Genomic DNA, 24,477 nt, shown 5'->3' on the forward strand with positions numbered 1-24,477 from the left:
GGCCCCCGTCGGTGCCGTACGTTCCGGCGCACCGGAACGGCCCTGACGTGCCGGAACAACGACGAACAGCGAAGGAACCATGCACCGTTCATCCAAGCGACTCGCCAGCATTCTCGCCTGCGCGGCCGTACCGGTGATGCTCGTCGCCGGTTGCTCCGAATCCGGCTCGAAGGACGCCGCCGACGCGTCGGACCCCTCGGCCCCCGCCTCCTCCGCCGCGAAGCCGTCGCCCAGCCTGGCCCCGGCGAAGTACGCGAAGCTGCCCGACCCGTGCACGGTGTTCGCCAACGGCACCCTCAAGCAGCTGCTGCCCAAGCCGAAGAGCAGCGCCGGTGAGAAGGGCAAGACCTCCGACCCGAACGCCAGCGCCACCTGCTCCTGGTACAGCTCGAAGTCCGAGGGCGTGGACGGCAGCCAGTTCCGCTGGCTGGACGTCAGCTTCAAGCGGTACGACTCCGAGGCGGCGGTGAACGCCACCGGCGAGAAGCGCGCCGAGGAGTTCTACGCGAAGCAGGTCGACCTGGCGAAGGCCACCAAGGACGCCACGAAGGTGAAGTCCGGTGCGGTCGACGGCGTGGGCGATGCCGCGACCTGGGTCACGTACAACATGAAGAGCAAGGGCAACGACTACCGCAACCAGACGGTCGTGGTCCGGGCCGACAACATCGTGGTGACGCTGAACTACAACGGCGCGGGTCTCGCCGGCGGCTCCACCCCCGACAGCAGCGACCTCCTCAAGGACGCCGAGAAGGCCGTGAAGGAGGCCGTCGAGGCGGCCACCGGCAAGCCCGCCGGCCCGGACGCCTCGAAGAGCCCCTCCGGCAAGGCGACCGACGAGGCCAAGAAGGACGGCGCGTCCGACGGCAAGTCCGACGACAAGAGCGCGAAGGACGGCAAGGACGCCGACCCGAAGGACGCCAAGAGCTGATCCCGTACCGGTCCCGTACGCGACTGCGCCCGCCATCCCCGAGGGGAGGGCGGGCGCAGTCGTCTCTCCGGCCGCGGGCCCGGCGTCAGCCGCCCAGCAGGGTGCGGACGCGGTCGGCGCCGACCGCGAGCAGCAGGGTGGGCAGCCGCGGGCCGGTGTCCTTGCCGACCAGCAGGTGGTACAGGAGCGCGAAGAACGTCCGCTGGGCGACCTTGATCTCCGGCGGCAGCTCCTTCGGCGTGGCGTCCGCCGCGAACCCGGCCTGCACCTTCGGCACGCCGTAGACGAGGTGCGTCAGACCGTCCAGCGACCAGTGCGTCTCCAGCCCGTCGAGCAGCAGCCGCAGCGAGGCGCGCGCCGCGTCGTCCAGCGAGCCCAGCAGCTCGGCGTCCGGCTCGGCGCGGACGACGGTGCGCTGATCGGCCGGGACCTGGCTGGTGATCCAGTGCTCGGCGCGGTCCAGACGGGGCCGGACCTCGTCGAGCGAGGTGACCGGGTTGGCCGGGTCCAGGTCGCTGAGGATGCGGCGGGTCTGCTCGTCGTGCCCTGCGGTGATGTCGGCGACCGAGGCGAGCGTGCGGTACGGCAGCGGGCGCGGCGTCTTCGGCAGCTCACCGGCGGCGGTGCCGACCGCGCGGCTGTACGCGGCGGCGTCCGCGGGGAGCACGGAGCCGTCGGCGACCTTGGCGCCGAGGCGGTCCCACTCGTCGTACAGCCGCTGGATCTCCTGGTCGAAGGCGATCTTGAACGACTGGTTGGGACGGCGGCGGGCGTAGAGCCAGCGCAGCAGCTGCGGCTCCATGATCTTCAGCGCGTCGCCCGGGGTCGGCACGCCGCCCTTCGACGACGACATCTTGGCCATGCCGCTGATGCCGACGAAGGCATACATCGGGCCGATCGGCTGCGCACCGTCGAAGATCCCGACGATCTGGCCGCCGACCTGGAACGACGAGCCCGGCGAGGAGTGGTCGACGCCGGACGGCTCGAAGATCACGCCCTCGTAGGCCCAGCGCATCGGCCAGTCGACCTTCCAGACCAGCTTGCCGCGGTTGAACTCGCTGAGCTTGACCGTTTCGCCGTGGCCGCAGGCGCAGGTGTACGTCAGCTCGGTGGTGGCGTCGTCGTAGGCGGTGACGGTGGTGAGGTCCTTGCCGCACGCGCCGCAGTACGGCTTGTACGGGAAGTAGCCTGCGCCGCCGGCGCTGCCGTCGTCCTCGGCGGCGGCGCCGGAGCCCTCGGCCGCCTCCAGTTCCGCCTCGTCGACGGGCTTCTGCGACTTCTTGGCGGGCGCCTTCTTGGTGCGGTACTGCGCCAGGATCGCGTCGATGTCGCCGCGGTGCTTCATCGCGTGCAGGATCTGCTCGCGGTAGACGCCCGAGGTGTACTGCGCGGTCTGGCTGATGCCGTCGTACTCCACGCCCAGCTCGGCGAGGGCGGCGGTCATCGCGGCCTTGAAGTGCTCGGCCCAGTTCGGGAAGGCGGAGCCCTTCGGCGCCGGGACGGAGGTCAGCGGCTTGCCGATGTGCTCGGCCCAGGACTCGTCGACGCCGTCGACGCCCGCGGGGACCTTGCGGTAGCGGTCGTAGTCGTCCCAGGAGATCAGGTGCCGGACCTGGTGGCCGCGGCGGCGGATCTCGTCGGCGACCAGGTGCGGGGTCATGACCTCGCGGAGGTTGCCGAGGTGGATCGGGCCGGAGGGCGAGAGGCCGGAGGCGACGACGACCGGTTTGCCAGGCGCGCGACGCTCCGACTCGGCGATGACCTCGTCCGCGTAACGGGAGACCCAGTCGGCTGTCTCGGTGCTCTGAGCCACGGTCGGCCCTTCCTTTTCTGCGCTCACGGCGCTCTCCGCGCAGCACACTGCGCCTGCTCGCTCACGGTTGCCGTGCCGGGACACGCGCCCGGCGTTCCCATTCTCCCAGACGAAAAAACCGATGGAACCGTCGTGGAATACTGACGGCAAACCCTTACCCCGTACCTCACCTTTTCTGATCGCCTTCAACGGAACGGCAGCACTCCATGGCTTCGGTCCCCTCCCTCGCAGCTACGGTCCACCAGCGCGTCGCGGACGCCCTCTCGGCAGCTCTGCCGGAGGCCGGCGCCGCCGACCCGCTGCTGCGACGAAGCGACCGGGCCGACTTCCAGGCCAACGGCATGCTGGCGCTCGCGAAGAAGCTGAAGGGCAACCCCCGGGAGCTGGCCGGGAAGGTCGTGGACGGCATCTCGGCGCCGGAGCTGATCCAGGAGATCGAGGTCTCCGGGCCCGGCTTCCTCAACATCACCCTCAGCGACGAGGCGATCGTCCGGACGCTGGCCGCCCGCGCCGCCGACGACCGGCTGGGCGTCCCGTACGCCGACCGGCCCGGCACGACGGTGATCGACTACGCGCAGCCGAACGTCGCCAAGGAGATGCACGTCGGGCACCTGCGCTCCGCGGTGATCGGCGACGCCGTCGTGCAGATCCTGGAGTTCACCGGCGAGAAGGTGGTCCGCCGCCACCACATCGGCGACTGGGGCACCCAGTTCGGCATGCTCATCCAGTACCTCATCGAGCACCCGCAGGAGCTGGACCACCAGGCCGGCGAGGTGCTGGAGGAGGCGTCGCAGCAGGCCGGTGAGGCGGCGATGTCCAACCTCAACCGCCTCTACAAGGCGTCCCGGGCGCTCTTCGACTCCGACGAGGAGTTCAAGGACCGCGCCCGCCGCCGGGTCGTCGACCTCCAGGCCGGTGACGAGGAGACCCTCGCGCTGTGGCAGAAGTTCGTGGACGAGTCGAAGGTCTACTTCTACTCCGTCTTCAACAAGCTCGACATGGAGATCCACGACGCCGACGTGGTCGGCGAGTCGGGCTACAACGACATGCTCGCCGAGACCTGCCGCCTGCTGGAGGAGTCGGGCGTCGCGGTCCGCTCCAACGGCGCGCTCTGCGTCTTCTTCGACGACATCAAGGGCCCGGACGGCAACCCGACCCCGCTGATCGTCCAGAAGTCCGACGGCGGCTTCGGCTACGCCGCCACCGACCTCTCCGCCATCCGCGACCGCGTCGGCAACCTCGGCGCGGACACCCTGCTGTACGTCGTCGACGCCCGGCAGTCGCTGCACTTCAAGATGGTCTTCGAGACGGCGCGCCGGGCGGGCTGGCTGAAGGACGGCACCACCGCCCAGCAGCTGGCGTTCGGCACGGTGCTCGGCGCGGACGGCAAGCCGTTCAAGACCCGTGCGGGCGAGACGGTGCGGCTGGTCGACCTTCTCGACGAGGCGATCGACCGGGCGGCGTCCGTGGTCCGGGAGAAGGCCCAGGACCTGACCGAGGCGGAGATCGCCGAGCGCGGCGGCCAGGTCGGCATCGGCGCGGTGAAGTACGCGGACCTGTCGACGTCCGCCAACCGCGACTACAAGTTCGACCTGGACCAGATGGTCTCGCTGCACGGCGACACCTCGGTCTACATCCAGTACGCGCACGCCCGGATCAAGTCGATCCTGCGCAAGGCGGGCGACGCGAAGCCGGTCGCCCACCCGGAGCTGGGGCTGGCCCCGGCGGAGCGGGCGCTCGGTCTGCACCTGGACCAGTTCGCGGAGACGGTCGCGGACGCCGCCGCCGAGTACGCGCCGCACAAGGTGACCGCGTACCTCTACCAGCTCGCGTCGCTCTACACGACCTTCTACGACCAGTGCCCGGTCCTGAAGGCGGAGACGCCCGAGCAGGTCGAGAACCGCCTCTTCCTCTGCGACCTGACCGCCCGCACCCTCCACCAGGGCATGGCGCTGCTGGGCATCCGCACCCCCGAGCGCCTCTGATCCACCCCGCGCCCGCCCGGGCGCACCGTACGGCCCCGGCTTCCCGCCGGGGCCGTCCGCGTATCCGGGGCCGGGGCCCGTCGTTCAGCCCGCCGCCTTCGCCGCCTTCGTACGGGCCGGGCGGTGGGTGCGCCCCTGGGCCGGGCGGCCCCAACTCGACTGGAGGGCGCAGTGGGTGAGGTCGGCGGCGGGGCCGGAGAGCTGGGAGCCGGAGCGCCAGATGGCCCTCAGCCGGCGGCGCAGGTCGACGTCCTCGACGGCGACCTCGCGCAGCCGCCCGCCCCGGATGTCGTCGCTGATCGCGAACCGGCTGAGCACGCCGACGCCCTGCCCGGTCAGCACCGCCGTGCGGATCGCGGCGGTCGAGGCCAGTTCGAGGCGGGGTGCGGCGGCGCCCTCCGCACCGGCGCGGGCGAGGGCGTGGTCGAGGGTGTCGCGGGTGCCGGAACCCTTCTCGCGGGCGATGAGCGGGGTGGCGGCCAGTTCGGCGACGGTCAGCGGGCGGCGCCGCCGCGACCAGGGGTGGCCCGGCGCCACCACGATGACGAGGTCGTCGACGGCGACGACCCGGGCGTGCAGCCCGCTCGTGGTGCGCGGGCCCTCGATGAAGCCGAGGTCGGCGGCGCCGTGCAGGACGTCCTGGGCCGCCTGCTCGGAGTTGCACATCCGCAGCGCGACGCCCGTCTCCGGCGAGCGCAGCCGCAGATCGGCGAGCCACCGGGGCAGCAGATACTCCGCGACGGTCAGGCTCGCCGACACGCTCAGCTGGGAGTCGTGGTTGCGGCGGAGCGCGGCGACGCCGGTCTCCAACTGGTCCGAGGCGCCGAGGACTTCGCGCGCCCAGTCGGCGACCGCCACGCCCTCGTCGGTGAGCCGGCAGCCGCGCGGGGAGCGGACGATCAGGGTCAGCCCGAGATGCCGCTCCAGCCGTTTGATGCGGTTGGTGACCGAGGGCTGCGCGACCTGCAGGGCCCGTGCGGCGCCGCCGATGCTGCCCTGGTCGACGACCGCGAGCAGCATCTCCAGCGACCGCAGATCCGTCCTCATAGCGTATTGGCCGTCCATAGCACAAGTCTATGGGTGCATAGGGGGTTGGTGGCTACCGCGAACTGTCCCCCGATCGGACGATCGGGACATGCCCTCTCTTGACGGGACCGCCCGCCCCGACCGCCGCAGCGACCCGGAACCGGCCGCCACTCCCCTCCTCCACACCGCGGGGGACGCCCCCGCGGAGAGCGCCGCGCCGCCCTCCTCCGGACCGCCCGCGCCCGGCGACGGCGGCGGCGACGGCCCCGGCCGGCTCGCCCACCACGGGCCCGGCCTCGCCGTGGTCGTGGTGGGCGTCGCCGTCTCGTACGGGCTCAACCGCCTCGTCCCGGCGGTCAGCGCCCTGACGATCGCGGTGCTGCTCGGCGCGCTGGCCCGGAACACCGGGCTGCTCGGCGACCGGGTGCTCCCCGGCGCGAAGCTTGCCACGAAGAAGCTGCTGCGCACCGGCGTCGTCCTGCTGGGACTCCAGCTCGCGCTCTCCCAGGTGCTCCAGCTCGACCCGGGTGTCCTGCTGGTGGTCGCGGTGACCGTCGCCGGGACGTTCGCCGGGACGATGTGGCTGGGCCGCCGGATGGGCATCCGTCCCGGCACCACCCTCCTCGTCTCGACCGGCTTCTCCATCTGCGGCGCCTCGGCCGCCGCGGCGATGGACGCGGTCAGCGACAGCGACGAGGAGGACCTCGCCACCGGCGTCGCGCTGGTGACGATCTTCGGCAGCCTGGCGATCGTCCTGCTCCCGCTGCTCCAGCACCCGCTGGGCCTGTCCGACACCGCCTTCGGCGTCTGGTCCGGCGCCAGCGTCCACGAGGTCGCGCAGGTCGTCGCCACCGCCTCGGTCGCCGGTCCCGCCGCCCTCGCCGTCGCCACCGTCGTCAAGCTGACCCGTGTCGTGCTGCTCGCCCCGCTCATCGCCGGCTACAGCATCGTCCGGCGCCGCAAGGGAGCCGCCGACGCCACCGGCAAGCGCCCGCCGCTGGTGCCGCTCTTCGTCGTCGGCTTCATCGCGATGGTCGCGGTCCGCAGCTCCGGCGTGCTGCCGGCGTCCGTCCTGACCGCCGCCCAGACGCTGACCACCCTGCTGCTGGCGGGCGCGCTCTTCGGGCTCGGCACCTCGGTGCACCTGATGTCGCTGATCCGCACGGGGGCGCGCCCGGTGGCGCTCGGCGCCGGGTCGACGGTCCTCGCGGGGGCGCTGTCGCTGGCCGGGATCCTGGCCTTCACCTGACATCCGCGGACGAGCGCGCCGCCCCGGAACCGTCCGGGGCGGCGCGCCGCCGTGTCACGCCCGGGCCGTCAGCTCCCGCCGCCGGTCCCCGTCGGACGTACGCAGTGCGGTGAGCACCGCCCGCGCCACCGCGTCCGCGTCGCCGAGGATGACGGAGTCGACGCCGGGGCGGACGCCCGCCGCCGTCGCCCAGTGGACGCCCTCGGTGGGGACGCCGAACGCGTAGAGGTCCGGGTGCGGGGTGCCGGTGGCGTCGACGACGCGGTAGGGCGGGCCGGTGACCTCCAGGGCGCCGGTGGTGTGGACGGCGTCGCCGTGCCGCAGGGTGTGCAGCCGGGCCAGGCCGTCGGTGAGGAGCTGGCCGGTCAGCGGGTCGTCGGTGTGCGCGATACCGGCCGGGGGCAGCCGCGCCTCGATCAGCACGCGGGCCTCGCGGCGGCTGCCGGGCAGGCCCGGGGCGTGTCCGGTGAAGTGGCCGTCCGGGTGCGCCTCCACGGTGAAGCCGGGGCCGCCGATGGTGACGATGCCCGCCTTCATCAGCGCGATCAGCTCCTCGATCCGGCGGGCGGGCGGCCCGATGGAGACGAAGGCGTTGAGCGGGGTGTAGTGGCCGTCGAGGGCGTCGCGGTGCGAGTCGGGCAGGATCCCGCCGTGGTCGACGACCTGCCGGACCTCGTTGCGCAGATCCCGCAGCGCGTCCAGCGCCGCCTTGCGCGGATTGCGGACGTTGCCGCCGACGGCGTCCCGGACGTCCTGCGCCAGATGGTCGAGCAGCCAGGCGGAGAACGCGCCGTGGTCGGCGAAGGCGGCGTCGCGGTACGGGGTGCGGACGTCCGCCCAGTCCCAGTGGTCGTCCGCGGTGAACCCCAGGGCGGCGAGGGCGCGCGCCCTGTCCGCGGGGTCGCCCGCCAGCGCGGCGCGCAGGGCGTCGTCGGCGGCGCACCCGGCGTCGGGCCGCTCCGCCCCGCCCGCGTCAGTCCGCTCCCCGGCCGCCCACCCGGCCCGTTCCTCCCGCAGCGCCCGGTAGTAGACGTACTCGACCTCCCGGCAGACCAGCGGCCACACGTCGCGGTCGAAGTCGAGACCGCCGCCGGCCGCGCGCCGCCGGAGGCCGGATATCACCTCGGGCGTGAGGAAGCGCGGCAGGTGGCGGCCGGTGACGCCCTTCTGGTTGTGGCCGCGGGCGTGGTACGGGACACCGCGGCGCGAACCGGCGTGCAGATACGGTTCGGCGCCGGACGGCAGGTACTTCAGGCCATCGCCGGTCTCCACGAAACGGCCGCCGCGCCCGGTGGTGAGCAGCGCGAGGTAGTCGAAGAAGTTCAGGCCGAGGCCGGTAACGAGGACGCCCTCGCCCGGCTCGATGTCCCGCAGATCGACATCGGCCGGGTTGGCCATCGGGTAGTAGCGCAGTCCGTGGCGGGCGGCGAAGTCGCGCAGCCCCTGCTCGCGGGGGCCGGGCGCGCCCGGCAGATGGCCCAGCGTCAGCACGCACTGGTCGGCGCTGATCCGCCCGCTGTCGGAGGTCTCCAGGACCAGCCGCCCGTCCGGCCCGCGGGTGATCGCCCGGACGCGGGTGTGCCGGGGCACCAGGTGCACGGTGGCGGGCAGCCGGGCCGAGACGTGTTCCAGGACCCACTGGAGATAGCGGCCGTACAGCGCCCGGGTCGGGTAGTCGTCCGGTCCGAGCCGGGCCGCCTCCGCCTCCAGGTGCGGGGCGGTGGTGCGGAGTTGGGTGAGGTGGACGGCGTTGCGGGCCCATTCGTACAGGCTCGGGCCGGGGACTGTCGGGCCCGCGCAGCTGACGCTGTCGTCGGTGAAGAGGGTCACCTGGGAGGCGACGGTGTTCATCAGCAGCTCGGGCGACTGCTCGGGCCGCCAGACCCGGCCGGAGCCGAGGGCGTGGGAGTCGATGAGGTGGACGGTGAGGTGCTCGGTGGCGTCGTGCCGGGCGTTCTCCGCGAGTCTCTCCAGGACGGAAAGGCCCCGCGGGCCGAGCCCGACGACGGCGACGGTTCGGCTCGTCATTCCGCTTCTCCGATCGGACGGGTTCACATCGGACGGTTCACATCGGACGGATCACACGGTGCGAACGGCCCACGTGAGGACTGTGGGGACGTGGTGCCGGTGGTGCGTGTCGTGCTGTCGTGCCGGTGGTGCGTGCGGTGCCTGTCGTACGAGCGGTGCGCCCGGTGGCCCGCGGGCCGGTGGTACGGCCCGCGGGGCGGGCGAGCGGGACCGGAGAGGCGGTCAGCGGTCCTAGGGGTGTCTTTCCGCTCTTCGTGGGTCAGGGCGTGGCGTCTGGTGCCGTGCATCGCAAGGCGGAGCCCTGCCCGCGGACTGGGTGTCCGTGGGTGGGGCGACAACGCGGCGAGGTGCGGTGCCAGGCGTCACGACCCCGCGAAGAGCGGAAAGACACCCCCTAGTGCAGGGCGGCGGAGGCGTCGGCCCACAGCCGCTCCGTCAGCTCCCCGGCCGGAACGCGCTCCGCCTTGCGGTAGTTGACGCCCGCCCACAGGCTCAGGCCGTGGGCGTCGCCGGCGGCCGCGGCGGCCGCCCGCAGCGGCTTGGTGAGCTGGTTGACGAGGGGGTAGGCGACCGGCGCGGCGGCGTCGTGCTCCTCGATGAAGCGGTTGCGCAGCCCGCGCGCGTAGCGGCCGGAGAAGGCCCGGGTGACGACCGTGGTGTCGAACTCCGGCCGGGCCAGCGCCTCCTGGTACGCCGGTGCGGTCCCCGCCTCCGGGGTCCGCAGATACGCGGTGCCCAGCTGCGCGGCCGTCGCCCCGGCGTTCAGGACGCCCGCGATGTCCGCGCCGGTCGCCAGGCCGCCGGCCGCGATCAGCGGCAGCCGCGTCCCCGCCGCGACGGCCGCCAGCAGCTCGGCCAGCGGGGTCGGGTCGGGCTCGGCGTACGGGTCGAAGGTGCCCCGGTGTCCGCCCGCCTCCGGGCCCTGTACGCAGAGCGCGTCGACGCCCAGCGCCTCCGCCTCGCGCGCCTCGGCGACGGTGGTGACCGTCGCGACCACCCGGCTGCCCACCCGCCGCAGCGCCTCGACGGTCTCCGCGGGCGGTGCGCCGAAGGTGAACGACACGACCGGGACCGGGTCCCCGGTCAGCAGCGCGATCTTCTCGTCCCAGAAGTCGGTGTCGCTCCGGTCGGGCTCGGGCAGGGCCACCGCCCGGCGCTCGGCGTCCGCGGTCAGCTCCGCGCGGTACGGCGCGACCGTGTCGGGGTGCGGGACCTCCTGTGGGACGAAGACGTTCACCCCGAACGGGGCGTCGGTCCCGGCCCGCACCCCGGCGATCTGCTCGGCGAGCTGCGCGGGCGTCTTGTAACCGGCGGCGAGGGTGCCGAGGCCGCCGGCCCGGCCGACGGCGACCGCCAGCGCGACGGAGCCCGGGCCCCCGGCCATCGGGGCCTGCACGATCGGGATACGCAGGTGGGAGAGGTCGAACACGGTGGCTCCTTCGGTGCGGTGAGGGTGGGTGGCGAGGAGCGGGGAGCCGGGGCCGGCGGCGCGTGGGGGGCGCGGATGCGGCGCCGTACGGCCGGCGGCGGGGCGGCGCCCCGGGCCGGGGGGGGGGTCGAGGTGGCAGGTGGCGGAAGATCACGCCCGGCGGGCGCACCGGCACCCTACGGGCGGCGCACCGCCCGAGGGGCCCGGGCGCGGCGCCCCGGCCCGTCGGTGCGTCCGCGCCGCGGCCCGCCCCCTGACGTCATACGTGGCCATGCGGACCGCGCACCCCCACCGCAAAGAAAGAACTGCCCGAAAAGTCCCGGTCGTTCGGTAAGCCTACGGAGCCCCCGGAGCGCTGAGAAATGCTTCTCGCTGCTGAACTATGCTTCCCGGGCATGGACCTGGAACTGCGGCATTTACGTGCGTTCACCGCTCTCGCCCACCACCGCTCCTACACCCGCGCCGCGGCCGAATTAATGGTCACCCAGCCCGCACTGTCCCGCACGATTCAACAACTCGAAGCGACGCTGGCCATTCGCCTCGTCGACCGCTCGTCCCGGCATGTCGCCCTCACCGCGGCCGGGCAGGAATTCCTCTTCCACGCCCGTCGGGTGCTCGGCAACCTCGACCAGGCGGCGCGGGACATGCGCGTCCACCGCACACTCCGCCTCGGCTTCAGCTGGCTGCTGCCGGACCCGTGGGCGCAGCGCACCATCGCCCGCTTCGAGCGCGCCACCGACGCGAAGGTCACCCTCGCCCGCGTCGACAACCCCGTCGCCACCCTGGAAACGGCCCGCGTCGACATCGCCGTATTACGCGGCCACCTGGAACTCACCGGAGCGACGGTTCACCCGCTCTTCCACGAACAGCGCATTGCCGCGATATCAACATCTTCTTTTCTCGCGGCACGAAAGAGCATCGACTGGTCGGAATTCCACCAGTGGCCGCTCGTGGTGAATACCGTCACCGGCACCACCAACCCCGGCTCCTGGCACCCCGCCGCCGCCCCGCGCACCGTCGTCCCGTGCGCCAATTACGACGAGTGGCTGGAGACCGTCGCCGCCGACCGCGGCGTCGGCGTCGTCCCGGCGCTGGCCGCCCGCCGCGTCGCCCACTCCGGCGTCCGCTTCATCCCGCTCACCAACGCCCCCACCATCCCCGTCCGGCTCGCCCACCTCCCCTCCGGCGGGCGCCGCCCGCTGCTGCGGGAGTTCCTGCACGCCGCCACCGCCCCCGAGTGCACGGCCACCGCCGACACCCAGGTCGACGGCCCCGGAAACGACCACGGCGTCCGATGACCGTGGAACCGGTCACCGGACGCCGTCACGGCAGGCGCGCACCGCACGGCGCGCGCCCCCGCTCACAACCCGCGCGCGACCTCCGTCGCCCAGTACGTCAGGATCAGATCGGCGCCCGCCCGCTTGATGCCGGTCAGCGTCTCCAGGATCGCCTTGTCCCGGTCGATCCAGCCCTTCTCCGCCGCCGCCTCGACCATCGCCAGCTCACCGGAGATCTGGTACGCCGCGACCGGCACGTCCACCGCCTCCGCGACCTTCGCCAGCACGTCCAGGTAGGGCAGCGCCGGCTTCACCATCACCATGTCGGCGCCCTCGTCGAGGTCGAGCGCCAGCTCCCGCATCGACTCACGGAGGTTCGCCGGGTCCTGCTGGTAGGTCTTTCGGTCGCCCTGGAGCGACGAGCCGACCGCCTCGCGGAACGGCCCGTAGAACGCCGAGGAGTACTTCGCGGTGTAGGCGAGGACCGACACGTCCTCGTGGCCGGTCTGGTCCAGCGCGTCCCGGATGACGCCGACCTGGCCGTCCATCATGCCGCTGGGCGCCACCACATGGGCGCCCGCGTCCGCCTGGACCTGCGCCATCTCGGCGTACCGCTCCAGCGTCGCGTCGTTGTCGACCCGGCCGTCCGCGTCCAGCACCCCGCAGTGCCCGTGGTCGGTGAACTCGTCCAGGCACAGGTCCGACATGACCACCAGGTCGTCGCCCACCTCGGCGCGGACGTCCCGCAGGGCGACCTGGAGGATGCCGTCCGGGTCGGTGCCGACGGTGCCCGCCGCGTCCTTCTTCGCCTCCTCGGGAACGCCGAAGAGCATGATCCCGGAGACACCCGCCTCCACCGCCTCGACCGCCGCCTTGCGGAGCGTGTCCCGGGTGTGCTGGACGACCCCGGGCATCGCCGAGATCGGCACCGGCTCCGAGATCCCCTCACGGACGAACGCCGGGAGGATCAGATCGGCCGGGTGCAAACGGTGTTCGGCAACCATCCGCCGCATGGCGGGGGTGGTCCGCAGCCGCCGGGGCCGCGCGCCGGGGAAGGTTCCGTACTTCGTCATACGCCCACGCTACGCCCGCCTTGCCCCTTCCTTTGCCGACGCGGCGTCGGGCCCGCGACCGCCCTCTCAGGCAGCGGCGGCAGCACCGCAGCCCACGGGCCCGCCACCGCGATCACGCTCCTCGCGGCAGTCACGGCAGAGCCCCGGCACCCGGCCACGGAAGGCACGCTCGCAGCCGTCGCAGGTCTGGAACGGCGGTGGACCGGCATCGGGACACTCGCCCGCAGCAGGCGCGGACGGCTCCGGAAGGGGTGGCGGCAACAGCTCCCGCAACCGATGGGCGAGCAGCCCCGCCGGATACGTCAGCTCCGCCGGAAGGTCCGCGGTCAAGGTGCGGTGGACGGCCGCGGCGCTGGCACCGTTGTCGAGCCAGGCGAGAACCGCCGGAACGAGACGGCGCACGTCACGCCTGGGCAGCGTGAGCCGGTCATCGGCCCGCCGCAGCCCCACGAGGAGAGCGGTGGCCGCGTCGTGGCGCTCGCCGCCGGGCGCCTCCGCAGCGGGGGACGGCACCTGCGGCACGGGAGCCACGGGCCGTACGGGGCGGGGCTCGGCAGGAGCAGGGGCAGGCGGCGAAGGCTTCTCCTTCGGGGCCTCCCCTACGCAGCCCGGCTCGCCGCCGACGTCCCCTCCCAGGTCAGGCGCATGGAAGGCGTAGGTCCTCGTGACGAAACGACCACCCTGTACGCGCTCCCGTACCCGCTCGACGTAACCGTGGGCCTCCAGCTCCCGCAGAGCGAAGGCGATCCGGTCCCGCCCCTCGGGAAAGCGTTCCGCAAGGGTGCGGATGTCGACCGCGGCGCCCTCGGGCAGCGACAGGATGTGGGTGGCCACCCCGATGGCGACGAGCGACAACTCGCGATGCTGGGCGAGGTGATTACCGATGATCGTGTACCGATCGGGCTGGTGCGCCCTGATGTGAGTGACACCGGTGCGGGTGGCGGTTCGTCGAACACGGTGCTGCGGGCACGCAAGGGCGCTAGTCTTCTGTACGGCCATCAGGGAGTTCTGTTCCTCGGTGGTCAGCCGCCGGGAAGGTGTTGCTTCTCCGGCGGTCAGGCCCTCGCACCGGGATGGCAGTCCCTGCGGGGGCCAACGCATTTCTACGGTTGTCGGCATGGGCGAGACTGCCTGCCCAACCAGCCCTCACGCCAGCTGAGTTGATCCCGTTCACTCCGATGAGTGACGAATGCGGGGTTTAGTTGGTTTGGAAGGTTCTTTCCCAGGGTTCTTTGCTCTTTGACCGCCGCTGCGCCGTCTCCCGGCCCACCGGAGCCCGGGTTTCCGGGCTCCGGTCCCAACTCGCCAGAGGCAGCGTCTTCAGTGGACTTCGTCCGAAAGATCATGGAGGGCAGCCCATCATGACCACCCCCGACCTCCGCTCCGCACGGTGGCGCAAGAGCAGCTACAGCGAGGGAGGCGACGGCAACTGCGTCGAGATCGCCGACGGCTTCCCCGGCGTCCTCCCGGTCCGCGACTCCAAGACCCCCGACGGCCCGGCGCTCGCGTTCCCCATAACCGCCTGGGCCCCATTCGTCGCCGTCAAGGACGGGAAGCTCACCGCCTGAGCGTCGACAACAAACGCCTCCGGGAACGGCCCTCGCCAAGCGGCGAGGGCCGTTCCCGTACAGTCGGCGCCATCCCCGGATGGCTACGGTCCCAGCCCGAGGCCGCGGCCCCGTGATCAGATGACCGGCGGCCGGCCCAGGCGGGCCATCCTCCACACCGTGGCCCACCGCATCGGTCGGCGTGGCGGGCAGGGCGTGCGCACCCCTTCGGCGAACCCGCCGAACCAGGCCCGCAGCCCCGCCGCCGACCGGGCGCGGGCCACCGCCAGCACGGTCCAAACGCCCGGGAACGTCGTCACCAGCCAGGGCCACGTTCCGGCCACCGGCGACGCCCAGGTTCTCCGGCAGTTCCACGCCGGTCACCCACTGCGGCAGCGGCGGCAGCGGCGAGCCGTTGCCGACCACCACCACCCGTGCCGCCGGTGTGTCCTGCGCTGCGACCGACTCCAGCAGCTCGGCCAGTTCGACGGGCCGTGTGCCCATGGTCAAGATGGCGACGCCAACGCGCGGGTGACGCACGGATGAACGCTCCGTTCCTCGGGTCCGGTGCCGGTGAAGCTAACCGCACCCAGGACGGCCGCCGACCACACGCAGAAAGGGCCACCCATCGGCATCAACCGCACCCTCGTCGGCGCCGAAGCCCACCTGTCAGCCAACCTGACCGTCGCAGCCATCAGCATGTGGAGCCCCCGCACGAGCCGCCGGAAACACCCCTGCCCCGCACCCGCCGAAGCGGATACGGGGCAGGACACAGGAATTCACCCGCTACGGCGTAGCCCTCCGCCGCCGCGACCCCGGCCGCCGCTCGCTGGGCCGGGTGACCGGGTCACCCGCCTCGATCGCGGCGTCGCGGCGGGCCGCGCCGAAGTCGGCCAGCGCCTCGGCCAGCTTGTGCACCGACGGCTCCGGCGACATCACGTCCACCCGCAGCCCGTGCTCCTCCGCCGTCTTCGCGGTCGCCGGGCCGATACAGGCGATGACCGTGACGTTGTGCGGCTTGCCGGCGATGCCGACGAGGTTGCGGACGGTCGAGGACGAGGTGAAGAGCACCGCGTCGAAACCGCCGCCCTTGATCGCCTCACGGGTCTCGGCCGGCGGCGGCGACGCCCGCACCGTGCGGTACGCGGTGACGTCGTCGACCTCCCAGCCCAGCTCGATCAGGCCCGCCACCAGCGTCTCGGTGGCGATGTCGGCGCGCGGCAGGAAGACCCGGTCGATCGGGTCGAAGACCGCGTCGTAGGGCGGCCAGTCCTCCAGCAGCCCGGCCGCCGACTGCTCGCCGGACGGCACCAGATCGGGCTTCACGCCGAAGGCGATCAGCGCCTTGGCGGTCTGCTCGCCGACCGCCGCGACCTTGATCCCGGCGAACGCGCGGGCGTCGAGGCCGTACTCCTCGAACTTCTCCCGGACCGCCTTGACGGCGTTGACCGAGGTGAAGGCGATCCACTCGTACCGGCCGGTGACCAGGCCCTTGACCGCCCGCTCCATCTGCTGCGGGGTGCGCGGCGGCTCGACGGCGATCGTCGGGACCTCGTGCGGCACCGCGCCGTACGAGACGAGCTGGTCGGAGAGCGACGCGGCCTGCTCCTTCGTCCGCGGCACGAGGACCTTCCAGCCGAACAGCGGCTTGGACTCGAACCACGACAGCTGGTCGCGCTGCGCCACGGCGCCCCGCTCACCGACCACGGCTATGACCGGCTGCCCGCCGTCCGGCGACGGCAGCACCTTGGCGGCCTTCAGCACCTGCGCGACCGTCCCGAGGGTGGCGTTCCAGGTGCGCTGGCGGGTGGTCGTACCGGCGACGGTGACCGTCATCGGGGTGTCGGGCTTCCGGCCCGCCGACACCAGCTCACCGGCGGCCGCGGCCACCGAGTCGAGGCTGGTGGAGACCACGGCGGTCGCGTCGGAGCCGCCCAGCTCGGCCCAGCAGCGGTCGGTCGCCGTGCGCGCGTCGACGAACCGCACGTCGGCGCCCTCGGCGTCGCGCAGCGGCACACCGGCGTACGCGGGAACACCCACGGCGGCGGCGATGCCCGGCACGACCTCGAAGACGATGCCCTCGGCCGCGCAGGCCAGCATCTCCTCGGCGACGTTGCCGTCCAGACCGGGGTCACCGGCCACGGCACGGACGACCCGCTTGCCGGTGCGCGCGGCCGCCATGACAAGATTGGCGGTGTCACGCAGCGAAGAAACTTCTGCGGGCATGACGGGCTTTGACGCCTCGTCAGCTGACGCCTGCAGCGGTGTGTCCACCTGTGCGCGGGCGTGCACGCGCACGACATCCAGCACCTGCGGGTCGGCGATCAGCACGTCCGCCTGGGCCAGTGCCTCCACGGCACGCAGCGTCAGCAGACCCGGGTCTCCCGGCCCGGCACCGAGGAAGGTGACCTGACCGGAGGCGGAGTGATTCGGGGCGGTGGGGTTCAAAGTGCTCGCTCCCCCATAAGACCGGCCGCACCCTTGGCGAGCATCTCGGCGGCGAGTTCACGGCCCATGCGCAGCGGCGTCGTGGCGTCGTCGGGAGAGGCGGGTACGTGCCCGGTGGTGGACAGCTGCACCAGCGCGCTGCCGTCGGTCGTGCCGACGACGCCGCGCAGGCGCATTTCGGTGACGGCCTGTTCACCGGCCTGTAGGTCGGCCAGCGCACCCACGGGTGCGGAGCAGCCGGCCTCCAGGGCGGCGAGCAGGGAACGCTCGGCGGTCACGGCGGCCCGGGTGAAGGGGTCGTCGAGTCCGGCGAGCGAGGCGGCGAGGTCTGCGTCGACCGCAGCACACTCGACCGCCAGTGCCCCCTGGCCGGGGGCGGGCAGAACCATGTCGGGCGACAGCAGCTGCGTCGCCTCGGAGATACGGCCGAGACGGGTGAGCCCGGCGGCCGCCAGTACGACGCCGTCCAGCTCGCCCTGCTCGACGAAGGCGATGCGGGTGTCGACGTTCCCGCGGATCGGGACCGCCTCGATGCGGCGGCCCAGCTGCCGCGCCCAGGCGTTGAGCTGCGCCATCCGCCGCGGCGAGCCCGTCCCCACCCGGGCGCCGTCCGGCAGCTCCTCGAAGGTGAGCCCGTCCCTGGCTATGAGCGCGTCCCGCGGGTCCGCACGCCGCGGCACGGCCGCCAGCGTCAGGTCGTCGGGCTGCGTCGTCGGCAGGTCCTTGAGCGAGTGCACCGCGAAGTCGATCTCCCCCGCGAGCAGCGCGTCGCGCAGCGCGGAGACGAAGACGCCGGTACCGCCGATCCGCGCGAGCTGCTCGCGGGAGGTGTCGCCGTACGTGGTGATCTCCACCAGCTCGACGGGGCGGCCCGTCAGCTCGCGGACCGCGTCGGCGACCTGTCCGGACTGGGCCACGGCGAGCTTGCTCCGCCGTGTGCCCAGCCGAAGGGGCGTACCCCTCGTTGTGCTGTCAGTCATGCCCGCTCCCGTGCTGCATCGTGCCTGTCGGCCCGCGTGTCGGCCCTGCTGACGGCGGCGACCGTCTCGGGGTCGAGATCGAAGAGTTCCCGCAGCGCGTCCGCGTACCCGGCGCCGCCGGGCTCGCTGGCGAGCTGCTTGACCCGCACGGTGGGCGCGTGCAGGAGTTTGTCGACGACCCGGCGCACGGTCTGGGTGATCTCCGCGCGCTCCTTGTCGTCCAGGTCGGGGAGGCGGCCGTCGAGCCGGGCCATCTCGCCCGCCACGACACCGGCGGCCATGGTGCGCAGGGCGACCACGGTCGGCGTGATGTGCGCCGCCCGCTGGGCCGCGCCGAAGGCGGCGACCTCGTCCGCGACCAGGGACCGGACCTTGTCCACATCGGCCGCCATCGGCGCGTCCGCGGAGGCGTCGGCCAGCGACTCGATGTCGACGAGGTGCGCGCCCTCGACACGGTGCACGGCGGCGTCGATGTCCCGCGGCATCGCCAGGTCGAGCAGCGCCAGGTCCGCGGTGCGCCCGGCGCGGGCGGCGGCGACCGCCTCGGCGCCCAGCACCAGCCCGGTCGCCCCGGTACAGGAGACGACCACATCGGCGGCGGCCAACTCCTCGGCCACCGCGGACATCGCGACGGCACGGGCCCGCAGGCCGGTGGCGGCGCCGGGGCCGCCCGGCTCGGTGAGGATCTGCGTCAGCCGCTCGGCGCGCTCCACCGTGCGGTTGGCGACGGCCAGCTCACCGATCCCGGCGCGGGCCAGCGTGGTGGCCGCCAGCGACGACATCGAACCGGCGCCGATCACCAGCGCCCGCTTGCCCCGCGCCCAGCCGGCGACGTCCGCGCCGCCCGCCAGCTGCTCCAGGCCGAAGGTGACGAGCGACTGCCCGGCCTTGTCGATACCGGTCTCGCTGTGCGCGCGCTTGCCGACCCGCAGCGCCTGCTGGAAGAGATCGTTCAGCAGCCGCCCGGCGGTGTGCTGCTCCTGGGCGACGGCGAGCGCGTCCTTGATCTGCCCGAGGATCTGCCCCTCGCCGACGACCATCGAGTCCAGGCCGCAGGCCACCGAGAAGAGGTGGTGGACGGCGCGGTCCTCGTAGTGGACGTAGAGGTAGGGCGTCAGCTCGTCCAGCTCGGCGGCGCCGTGGCGGGCCAGCAGCGTGGACAGCTCGGCGACACCGGCGTGGAACTTGTCCACGTCGGCGTAGAGCTCGATGCGGTTGCAGGTGGAGAGCACGGCGGCCTCGCTGACCGGCTCGGCCGCGACGGCCTCCTGGAGCAGCTTCCCGCGCACCTCGGGCGCGAGCGCGGCCCGCTCCAGCGCGCTGACCGGGGCGGTGCGGTGACTCAGTCCGACGACGAGCAAACTCATGCCCGCACCTCGCTCCGCGAGGCACGGCCTTCGCCCGTGACGCATCTTCCGATGATTCTCCCCCAGTCGCCGACCGGGGGGACCCCCTTGCTGCGCTCGCTCATGCCGGCATCACGGCGGGCACGTCCCCGTCCGGTCCCTTGCGGTCGTCGGCCGGCGTCACGGTGGCGTCGGCGGCGGCGCGGGCCGCGGCAGCCGGGGCCACCGCGCCCTCGTCGCCCGCCTTGCGCTGCTCGTGGAAGGCGAGGATCTGCAGCTCTATGGAGAGGTCGACCTTACGGACGTCCACACCGTCCGGGACGGTCAGCACGGTCGGCGCGAAGTTGAGGATCGAGGTGACACCGGCGGCGACGAGACGGTCGCAGACCTGCTGGGCGGCGCCCGCGGGCGTCGCGATCACGCCGATCGAGACGCCGTTGTCCTCGATGATGTGCTCCAGCTCGTCGGTGTGCTGCACCGCGATACCGGCGACGGGCTTCCCGGCCATGGCGGGATCGGCGTCGATCAGCGCGGCCACCCGGAAACCACGCGAGGCGAAACCGCCGTAGTTGGCGAGCGCGGCGCCGAGATTACCGATGCCGACGATGACAACCGGCCAATCCTGGGTCAGGCCGAGTTCCCGCGAGATCTGGTAGACGAGATACTCCACGTCGTAACCGACACCACGCGTCCCGTAGGAGCCGAGGTACGAGAAGTCCTTGCGCAGCTTGGCGGAGTTGACCCCCGCCGCGGCGGCCAGTTCCTCGGAGGAGACCGTGGGGACCGAGCGCTCGGAGAGCGCGGTCAGTGCGCGCAGATACAGCGGAAGCCGGGCGACGGTGGCCTCGGGAATCCCTCGGCTTCGGGTCGCCGGTCGGTGAGTTCGGCCAGTTGCCACGGTGCTCCTGCGGGTAGAGCGGGGCTGCGGGCGGCCATACGTCACCCGACCGCCCTGTCCTGTGCAGGCTATGTCTTTGTGAACGCGTGCACAAAGATGATGTCCGCTTTGTCTGGCCAAAGTGATCGGTGTCACGCGGGTTTTGACACGGTCCGTGGAACCAACTTCCCCACCACGCCGTTCGCCCGCTACCCGCAGGTCACACGGGGTAGCCGCCGGGAGCACGGGTCCTCACTCCTCACCGCTATGCCCCCGGAAACCTACAAATCGCCCACCGATCGTAGTCGACCTCCGGGCCGTCCCGCGCCGCCGCGCTCCCGGCACAATGGCCCCATGGCCCCCTCGTTCGGCATGTTCAGCCGCGCCCCCCGCAAGAGCCCCGCAGAGCGCACCGTCACCCTCGTCGGCAAGCCCGGCTGCCACCTCTGCGACGACGCCCAGGCCGTGATCGAGCAGATCTGCGCCGAGACCGGCGCCTCCTGGGAGAAGAAGGACATCACCGAGGACGCCGAGCTGCACCGCAAATACTGGGAGCAGATTCCGGTCATCCTCGTCGACGGCGCGCAGCACGACTTCTGGCGCGTGGACCCGAAGCGCCTTCGGACGGCACTGGGCGCCTGACCCGGCGCCCGCCGGTCACCCACTCTTCGCCGCCCCACCCGTCGCCCGACACCGGGCCGTCACCGGAACCACGGAACCGACTGGCTACGCTGTCCGTATGGCCCGCCCGTCGCCCGACCACCGCCCCGGTAGGAGTCCCTTCGGGACGCCCGACACACCGTCGCCCGACCACCGCCCCGGTGGGACTCCCTTCGGGACGCCCGACACACCGTCGCCCGCCGCCCCCGGCCGCCGCCTCGGCGCCGCGCTCGCCGGGGTGCGCGCGCCCGCCTGGCTCGGCCGCCGCCGTCGCCCCGCCACCGCCCGCAGCGTGCTGGCCGGCGAAGCCGCCGCCGAGGCCGCCCGCAAGACCTCCCAGGAGGCCGAGGAGGCGGAGGCGGAGCAGGCCGAGGGCGCGGCGGAGGAGCCGGAGTTCCCGGTCGCCGGCGACGACCGTGCCGCGGCCTTCTTCGACCTCGACAACACCGTCATGCAGGGCGCCGCCCTCTTCCACTTCGGCCGCGGCCTCTACAAGCGCCACTTCTTCCACAAGCGCGAACTGGCCCGCTTCGCCTGGCAGCAGATCTACTTCCGGCTGGCCGGCTCGGAGAACCCCGAGCACATGGCCGACGTCCGCAACAGCGCCCTCTCCATCGTCCAGGGCCACCGCGTCTCCGAGCTGATGTCCATCGGCGAGGAGATCTACGACGAGTACATGGCCGAGCGCGTCTGGCCCGGCACCCGCGCCCTCGCCCAGGCCCACCTCGACGCCGGACAGAAGGTCTGGCTGGTCACCGCGGCGCCGGTCGAGACGGCGACGATCATCGCCCGGCGACTCGGCCTCACCGGCGCGCTCGGCACCGTCGCGGAGTCCGTCGGCGGCGTCTACACCGGCAAGCTCGTCGGCGAACCGCTGCACGGCCCCGCCAAGGCCGAGGCCGTCCGCGCGCTCGCCGCCGCCGAGGGCCTCCAGCTGGCCCGCTGCGCCGCGTACAGCGACTCCGCCAACGACATCCCGATGCTCTCGCTCGTCGGCCACCCCTACGCCATCAACCCCGACGGGCGGCTGCGCAAGCACGCCCGGGAGCACGGCTGGCGGCTGCGCGACTACCGCACGGGCCGCAAGGCCGTCCGCATCGGCATCCCGGCCGCCGCCGGGGTCGGCGCGCTCGCGGGCGGGGCGGCCGCCGCCGTCGCCCTCCAGCGCCGCCGCCGCTGACCGGCCCGGCGCCCGCGCACCCCCGCGGCTGACCAGGATTGATCACCGGCAGGCGGGCGCGTCCGTTCACTCCGGAGCCCCGCCCCGCGCCACCCCCGGTCCGGTTGCTGGCGCTCCACCACAACACGCCCTCCAACCTGGCAGATTGCATCACCTTTCGATCAAAAGCTGCTCAATAATCGATACTACTTCCGCCACCAACCAGGCACGGATCGTAAGTAATCGATGATTTGAACAACTGGGTGTAGCGCTGCCTATACGAAGCGTTATTCTCCTCAGACGCATTCCGGAACCCACACGTCCCTACGACGAGTGAACGGTCCCGCACTGCACGTGATGGAAGCTCTGCCTCTGGGAGTCCCGTGTACCCACACGTCGGGGTTGACGCCTCGGGCCTGGCTACGCTGCGTACGACACTCGTCGACCACCTGCGCAGTTTTGTCCCCACCGCGTACGCCGTCCCCGCATTCGCCACAGCCGTCCCCGCCGGCCCCTGCTACGCCCTGGCCGACGGGAGCGCGGCGGTCGGCAAGCCCGCGACCGCCGGCAGATCCCGCCGCTCCGGCACCGGCACGACCACCGCCCGACGCCCCGTCGACAGCGACAGCCGTCGCATGATGGACCTCGTCGAACGCGCCCAGTCCGGAGAGGCCGAAGCCTTCGGCCGCCTCTACGACCAGTACGCCGACACCGTCTACCGCTACATCTACTACCGCGTCGGCGGCCGGGCCACCGCCGAGGACCTCACCAGCGAGACGTTCCTGCGAGCCCTGCGCCGCATCGGCACCTTCACCTGGCAGGGCCGCGACTTCGGCGCCTGGCTGGTGACGATCGCCCGCAATCTCGTCGCCGACCACTTCAAGTCCTCCCGGTTCCGCCTGGAGGTCACCACCGGCGAGATGCTCGACGCCAACGAGGTCGAGCGCAGCCCCGAGGACTCCGTCCTCGAATCGCTCTCCAACGCCGCCCTGCTGGAGGCGGTCCGCAAGCTCAACCCCCAGCAGCAGGAGTGCGTGACCCTGCGCTTCCTGCAAGGTCTCTCGGTCGCCGAGACCGCCCGCGTGATGGGCAAGAACGAAGGCGCGATCAAGACCCTCCAGTACCGCGCGGTGCGCACCCTCGCCCGGCTGCTGCCCGAAGACGCCCGCTGACCGCCCGCCCACCCCCACCCCCTCGTTCGCCTTCCGGTCACCCGTACGCCCGCATCCGGTGACGTACGGTGACCGGCCGTGCCCCCTCGGTCAGATCATCGTGTGTGCGTAACCCGTGTGCCGCGCCGCTCGTTGTGCGGGATGCAGACTCCAAGCGGTCACGCCCTGTCCGCTGCCTCTCACTCCTACGAGTGGCCGCAGAGGGTGGCGTACAACCGTCCGGCCCGTCTGGATGGTCCAAGTCCAGTCAGGGGAGTCGAGCGGGATACGAGAGGAGGTGCCGCCCGTGATCGCGAATATTTCGGTGCACCGGCGGGCCAACGCCTTCGCCCAGGCCCTGGAGGACCAGACCTCCCGGGGCGCGGCCGAGGACCAGGACGACACCGCGGCCCAGACGCCGGGTGAAGCACGACTGTTGGCGGTGGCGGACGGCCTCGGGGAACTCCCGAAGCCGGAGATGGCCACCGAGGTCAAGACCGTCCAGCGCGCCCAGCTGATGGCCGCGATGGAGGCCGCCTTCACCGAAGGCAGTCCCTCCGACGGCTCCCGGGTGCCCGAACAGCGCACCCACCGCGGCGCCGAGCAGCTCGGGAGGCTGCGCCCACGCTCCCGGCTGACGAAGCGGCTGGCGGCCGGCGGGCTGACCGTCGGGGTCGCCGCCGGGGCGTTCAGCGGCGTCGCCGCCGCCAGCTCCGACGCGCTTCCGGGCGACTCCCTCTACGGCCTCAAGCGGGGCATGGAGGACTTCAAGCTCGGCCTCAGTGACGACGACACCGACCGCGGCCGGCTCTACCTCGACCAGGCCGCCACCCGGATGCTGGAGGCCCGTCGCCTGATGGAGCGCGGCCGGGCCGCCGACCTCGACCACGAATCGCTCGCCGAGGTCCGCCGGACGCTCGCCGGGATCACCCACGACGCCGGCGAGGGCCACCGCCTGCTGTACGCCGCGTACGAGCGGGACGGCTCCCTCGGTCCCATCGAGACGCTGGACTCCTTCACCACGTCCCACCGCGCCACCTGGTCGCAGCTGCGCGACCGGCTCCCGGTGCAGCTCACCGATGCGCGGGACGAGGTCAGCTCGGTCTTCGACGCGATGGACAAGCAGGTCAAGCCGTTGCGCGGCCTGCTGCCCACCCCGGACAGGGCGGCGCGGCAGGGCGCCTCACCGGCCTCACCGGACCGCGTCTCCGGGCAGCCGCACCCGTCACCGACCGTGGAGGGCGCCCCGTCCGGTACGCCCGGTAAGGCGGGCCGTCCGGCCCGGCCTTCGTCCAGCCCCTCCGAGGACCACGGGCTGCTCGGCGGCGACACCGGCGGGCTGCTCGGCGGTCCCGACCGCGACGACGCCCCGACGCCGTCGCACGGCGGCAAGGGCCTCACCGATCACCCCGACATCACCGTGCCGCCGCTCATCCCGGGGCTGCTGCCCGGTCTGGGCATCGACGGCGAGAACACCCACGGCTGACGGGCGCCACGGCCC

19 protein-coding genes and 1 pseudogene are annotated in these 24,477 nt (G+C 72.8%); 9 read left to right on the forward strand and 11 right to left on the reverse strand.

Translation table 11 applies throughout. From position 1 onward, the window contains the following. Positions 1-79 precede the first annotated feature (79 nt). Entirely contained in the window at positions 80-928 is an 849-nt protein-coding gene (locus tag ACF1BH_RS19190; protein WP_391643629.1) for a DUF3558 family protein, read from the forward strand. 85 nt (positions 929-1,013) lie between these two features. Here the strand turns inward: ACF1BH_RS19190 and lysS are convergent, their stop codons facing one another. Beyond that, positions 1,014-2,768, reverse strand: coding sequence for a lysine--tRNA ligase (lysS, locus tag ACF1BH_RS19195; RefSeq protein ID WP_391643630.1), 1,755 nt, complete (start codon positions 2,766-2,768; stop codon positions 1,014-1,016). Between the two features lie 179 nt (positions 2,769-2,947). On the opposite strand from lysS, the gene argS reads away from it, so the two are divergent. Then, complete coding sequence (gene argS / locus ACF1BH_RS19200) at positions 2,948-4,726, forward strand: arginine--tRNA ligase (RefSeq protein WP_391643631.1); 1,779 nt, start codon at positions 2,948-2,950, stop codon at positions 4,724-4,726. 84 nt (positions 4,727-4,810) lie between these two features. Here the strand turns inward: argS and ACF1BH_RS19205 are convergent, their stop codons facing one another. After that, the gene (locus tag ACF1BH_RS19205; RefSeq protein ID WP_391643632.1) at positions 4,811-5,791 is read right to left on the reverse strand and encodes a LysR family transcriptional regulator; all 981 of its coding nucleotides are present in this window, start codon (positions 5,789-5,791) and stop codon (positions 4,811-4,813) included. A gap of 70 nt (positions 5,792-5,861) precedes the next feature. Here ACF1BH_RS19205 and ACF1BH_RS19210 point away from each other — a divergent pair, with 70 nt between their 5' ends. Next, complete coding sequence (locus ACF1BH_RS19210; RefSeq protein ID WP_391643633.1) at positions 5,862-7,001, forward strand: YeiH family protein; 1,140 nt, start codon at positions 5,862-5,864, stop codon at positions 6,999-7,001. 54 nt (positions 7,002-7,055) lie between these two features. On the opposite strand, the gene ACF1BH_RS19215 is transcribed toward ACF1BH_RS19210, so the two are convergent. Both ACF1BH_RS19215 and ACF1BH_RS19220 read right to left on the reverse strand, forming a co-directional pair. Beyond that, positions 7,056-9,029 (reverse strand): FAD/NAD(P)-binding protein, encoded by a 1,974-nt coding sequence (locus tag ACF1BH_RS19215; RefSeq protein WP_391643634.1) that lies wholly within the window; start codon positions 9,027-9,029, stop codon positions 7,056-7,058. Positions 9,030-9,423: 394 nt separating this feature from the next. Then, positions 9,424-10,458 carry an NAD(P)H-dependent flavin oxidoreductase gene (locus ACF1BH_RS19220; protein ID WP_391643635.1) on the reverse strand — a complete coding sequence of 345 codons (1,035 nt, stop codon included), beginning with the start codon at positions 10,456-10,458 and terminating at the stop codon, positions 9,424-9,426. 395 nt (positions 10,459-10,853) lie between these two features. Here ACF1BH_RS19220 and ACF1BH_RS19225 point away from each other — a divergent pair, with 395 nt between their 5' ends. Then, complete coding sequence (locus tag ACF1BH_RS19225; protein ID WP_391643636.1) at positions 10,854-11,756, forward strand: LysR family transcriptional regulator; 903 nt, start codon at positions 10,854-10,856, stop codon at positions 11,754-11,756. A 62-nt stretch (positions 11,757-11,818) separates the two neighbouring features. Here the strand turns inward: ACF1BH_RS19225 and hemB are convergent, their stop codons facing one another. Both hemB and ACF1BH_RS19235 read right to left on the reverse strand, forming a co-directional pair. Next, entirely contained in the window at positions 11,819-12,808 is a 990-nt protein-coding gene (hemB, locus tag ACF1BH_RS19230) for a porphobilinogen synthase (RefSeq protein WP_391643637.1), read from the reverse strand. Positions 12,809-12,874: 66 nt separating this feature from the next. Next, entirely contained in the window at positions 12,875-13,663 is a 789-nt protein-coding gene (locus ACF1BH_RS19235; protein WP_391643638.1) for a helix-turn-helix domain-containing protein, read from the reverse strand. Between the two features lie 506 nt (positions 13,664-14,169). Here ACF1BH_RS19235 and ACF1BH_RS19240 point away from each other — a divergent pair. Further along, positions 14,170-14,376 (forward strand): DUF397 domain-containing protein, encoded by a 207-nt coding sequence (locus ACF1BH_RS19240; RefSeq protein WP_391643639.1) that lies wholly within the window; start codon positions 14,170-14,172, stop codon positions 14,374-14,376. 116 nt (positions 14,377-14,492) lie between these two features. On the opposite strand, the pseudogene ACF1BH_RS19245 reads toward ACF1BH_RS19240, so the two are convergent. The 5 genes and pseudogenes from ACF1BH_RS19245 to ACF1BH_RS19265 all read right to left on the reverse strand — a co-directional run bounded on the left by ACF1BH_RS19245 (position 14,493) and on the right by ACF1BH_RS19265 (position 20,027). Then, positions 14,493-14,895, reverse strand: a pseudogene (locus tag ACF1BH_RS19245) (glycosyltransferase family 2 protein). A 246-nt stretch (positions 14,896-15,141) separates the two neighbouring features. Next, positions 15,142-16,803, reverse strand: a complete 1,662-nt coding sequence (locus ACF1BH_RS19250; RefSeq protein ID WP_391643640.1) for a uroporphyrinogen-III synthase — start codon at positions 16,801-16,803, stop codon at positions 15,142-15,144. Then, positions 16,800-17,783, reverse strand: a complete 984-nt coding sequence (hemC, locus tag ACF1BH_RS19255; protein ID WP_391643641.1) for a hydroxymethylbilane synthase — start codon at positions 17,781-17,783, stop codon at positions 16,800-16,802. Before hemC ends, ACF1BH_RS19250 begins: the two co-directional genes overlap by 4 nt. Beyond that, the gene (locus tag ACF1BH_RS19260) at positions 17,780-19,150 is read right to left on the reverse strand and encodes a glutamyl-tRNA reductase (protein WP_391643642.1); all 1,371 of its coding nucleotides are present in this window, start codon (positions 19,148-19,150) and stop codon (positions 17,780-17,782) included. Before ACF1BH_RS19260 ends, hemC begins: the two co-directional genes overlap by 4 nt. A gap of 100 nt (positions 19,151-19,250) precedes the next feature. Then, the gene (locus tag ACF1BH_RS19265) at positions 19,251-20,027 is read right to left on the reverse strand and encodes a redox-sensing transcriptional repressor Rex (protein ID WP_391643643.1); all 777 of its coding nucleotides are present in this window, start codon (positions 20,025-20,027) and stop codon (positions 19,251-19,253) included. A 333-nt stretch (positions 20,028-20,360) separates the two neighbouring features. On the opposite strand from ACF1BH_RS19265, the gene ACF1BH_RS19270 reads away from it, so the two are divergent. The 4 genes from ACF1BH_RS19270 (at position 20,361) to ACF1BH_RS19285 (ending at position 24,462) form a co-directional block, all read left to right on the forward strand. Beyond that, complete coding sequence (locus tag ACF1BH_RS19270) at positions 20,361-20,648, forward strand: glutaredoxin family protein (protein ID WP_391643644.1); 288 nt, start codon at positions 20,361-20,363, stop codon at positions 20,646-20,648. Between the two features lie 256 nt (positions 20,649-20,904). Further along, positions 20,905-21,846 carry an HAD family hydrolase gene (locus tag ACF1BH_RS19275; protein WP_391643668.1) on the forward strand — a complete coding sequence of 314 codons (942 nt, stop codon included), beginning with the start codon at positions 20,905-20,907 and terminating at the stop codon, positions 21,844-21,846. 362 nt (positions 21,847-22,208) lie between these two features. Beyond that, the gene (locus ACF1BH_RS19280; protein WP_030287733.1) at positions 22,209-22,997 is read left to right on the forward strand and encodes an ECF subfamily RNA polymerase sigma factor, BldN family; all 789 of its coding nucleotides are present in this window, start codon (positions 22,209-22,211) and stop codon (positions 22,995-22,997) included. Between the two features lie 286 nt (positions 22,998-23,283). Continuing rightward, positions 23,284-24,462, forward strand: coding sequence for a DUF5667 domain-containing protein (locus tag ACF1BH_RS19285; protein ID WP_391643645.1), 1,179 nt, complete (start codon positions 23,284-23,286; stop codon positions 24,460-24,462). The last annotated feature ends 15 nt before the right edge of the window (positions 24,463-24,477 follow it).

The sequence above is a fragment of the Streptomyces sp. NPDC014733 genome, from assembly GCF_043083385.1.
Taxonomy (GTDB): Bacteria; Actinomycetota; Actinomycetes; order Streptomycetales; family Streptomycetaceae; genus Streptomyces.

Excerpts from the sequence above, each read along its gene's own strand:
- ACF1BH_RS19190 (WP_391643629.1), top strand. The coding sequence starts at position 80 with ATGCACCGTTCATCCAAGCGACTCGCCAGCATTCTCGCCTGCGCGGCC.
- argS (WP_391643631.1), top strand. The coding sequence starts at position 2,948 with ATGGCTTCGGTCCCCTCCCTCGCAGCTACGGTCCACCAGCGCGTCGCG.
- ACF1BH_RS19205 (WP_391643632.1), bottom strand. The coding sequence starts at position 5,791 with ATGGACGGCCAATACGCTATGAGGACGGATCTGCGGTCGCTGGAGATG.
- ACF1BH_RS19210 (WP_391643633.1), top strand. The coding sequence starts at position 5,862 with ATGCCCTCTCTTGACGGGACCGCCCGCCCCGACCGCCGCAGCGACCCG.
- ACF1BH_RS19215 (WP_391643634.1), bottom strand. The coding sequence starts at position 9,029 with ATGACGAGCCGAACCGTCGCCGTCGTCGGGCTCGGCCCGCGGGGCCTT.
- ACF1BH_RS19225 (WP_391643636.1), top strand. The coding sequence starts at position 10,854 with ATGGACCTGGAACTGCGGCATTTACGTGCGTTCACCGCTCTCGCCCAC.
- hemB (WP_391643637.1), bottom strand. The coding sequence starts at position 12,808 with ATGACGAAGTACGGAACCTTCCCCGGCGCGCGGCCCCGGCGGCTGCGG.
- ACF1BH_RS19240 (WP_391643639.1), top strand. The coding sequence starts at position 14,170 with ATGACCACCCCCGACCTCCGCTCCGCACGGTGGCGCAAGAGCAGCTAC.
- hemC (WP_391643641.1), bottom strand. The coding sequence starts at position 17,783 with ATGACTGACAGCACAACGAGGGGTACGCCCCTTCGGCTGGGCACACGG.
- ACF1BH_RS19260 (WP_391643642.1), bottom strand. The coding sequence starts at position 19,150 with ATGAGTTTGCTCGTCGTCGGACTGAGTCACCGCACCGCCCCGGTCAGC.
- ACF1BH_RS19270 (WP_391643644.1), top strand. The coding sequence starts at position 20,361 with ATGGCCCCCTCGTTCGGCATGTTCAGCCGCGCCCCCCGCAAGAGCCCC.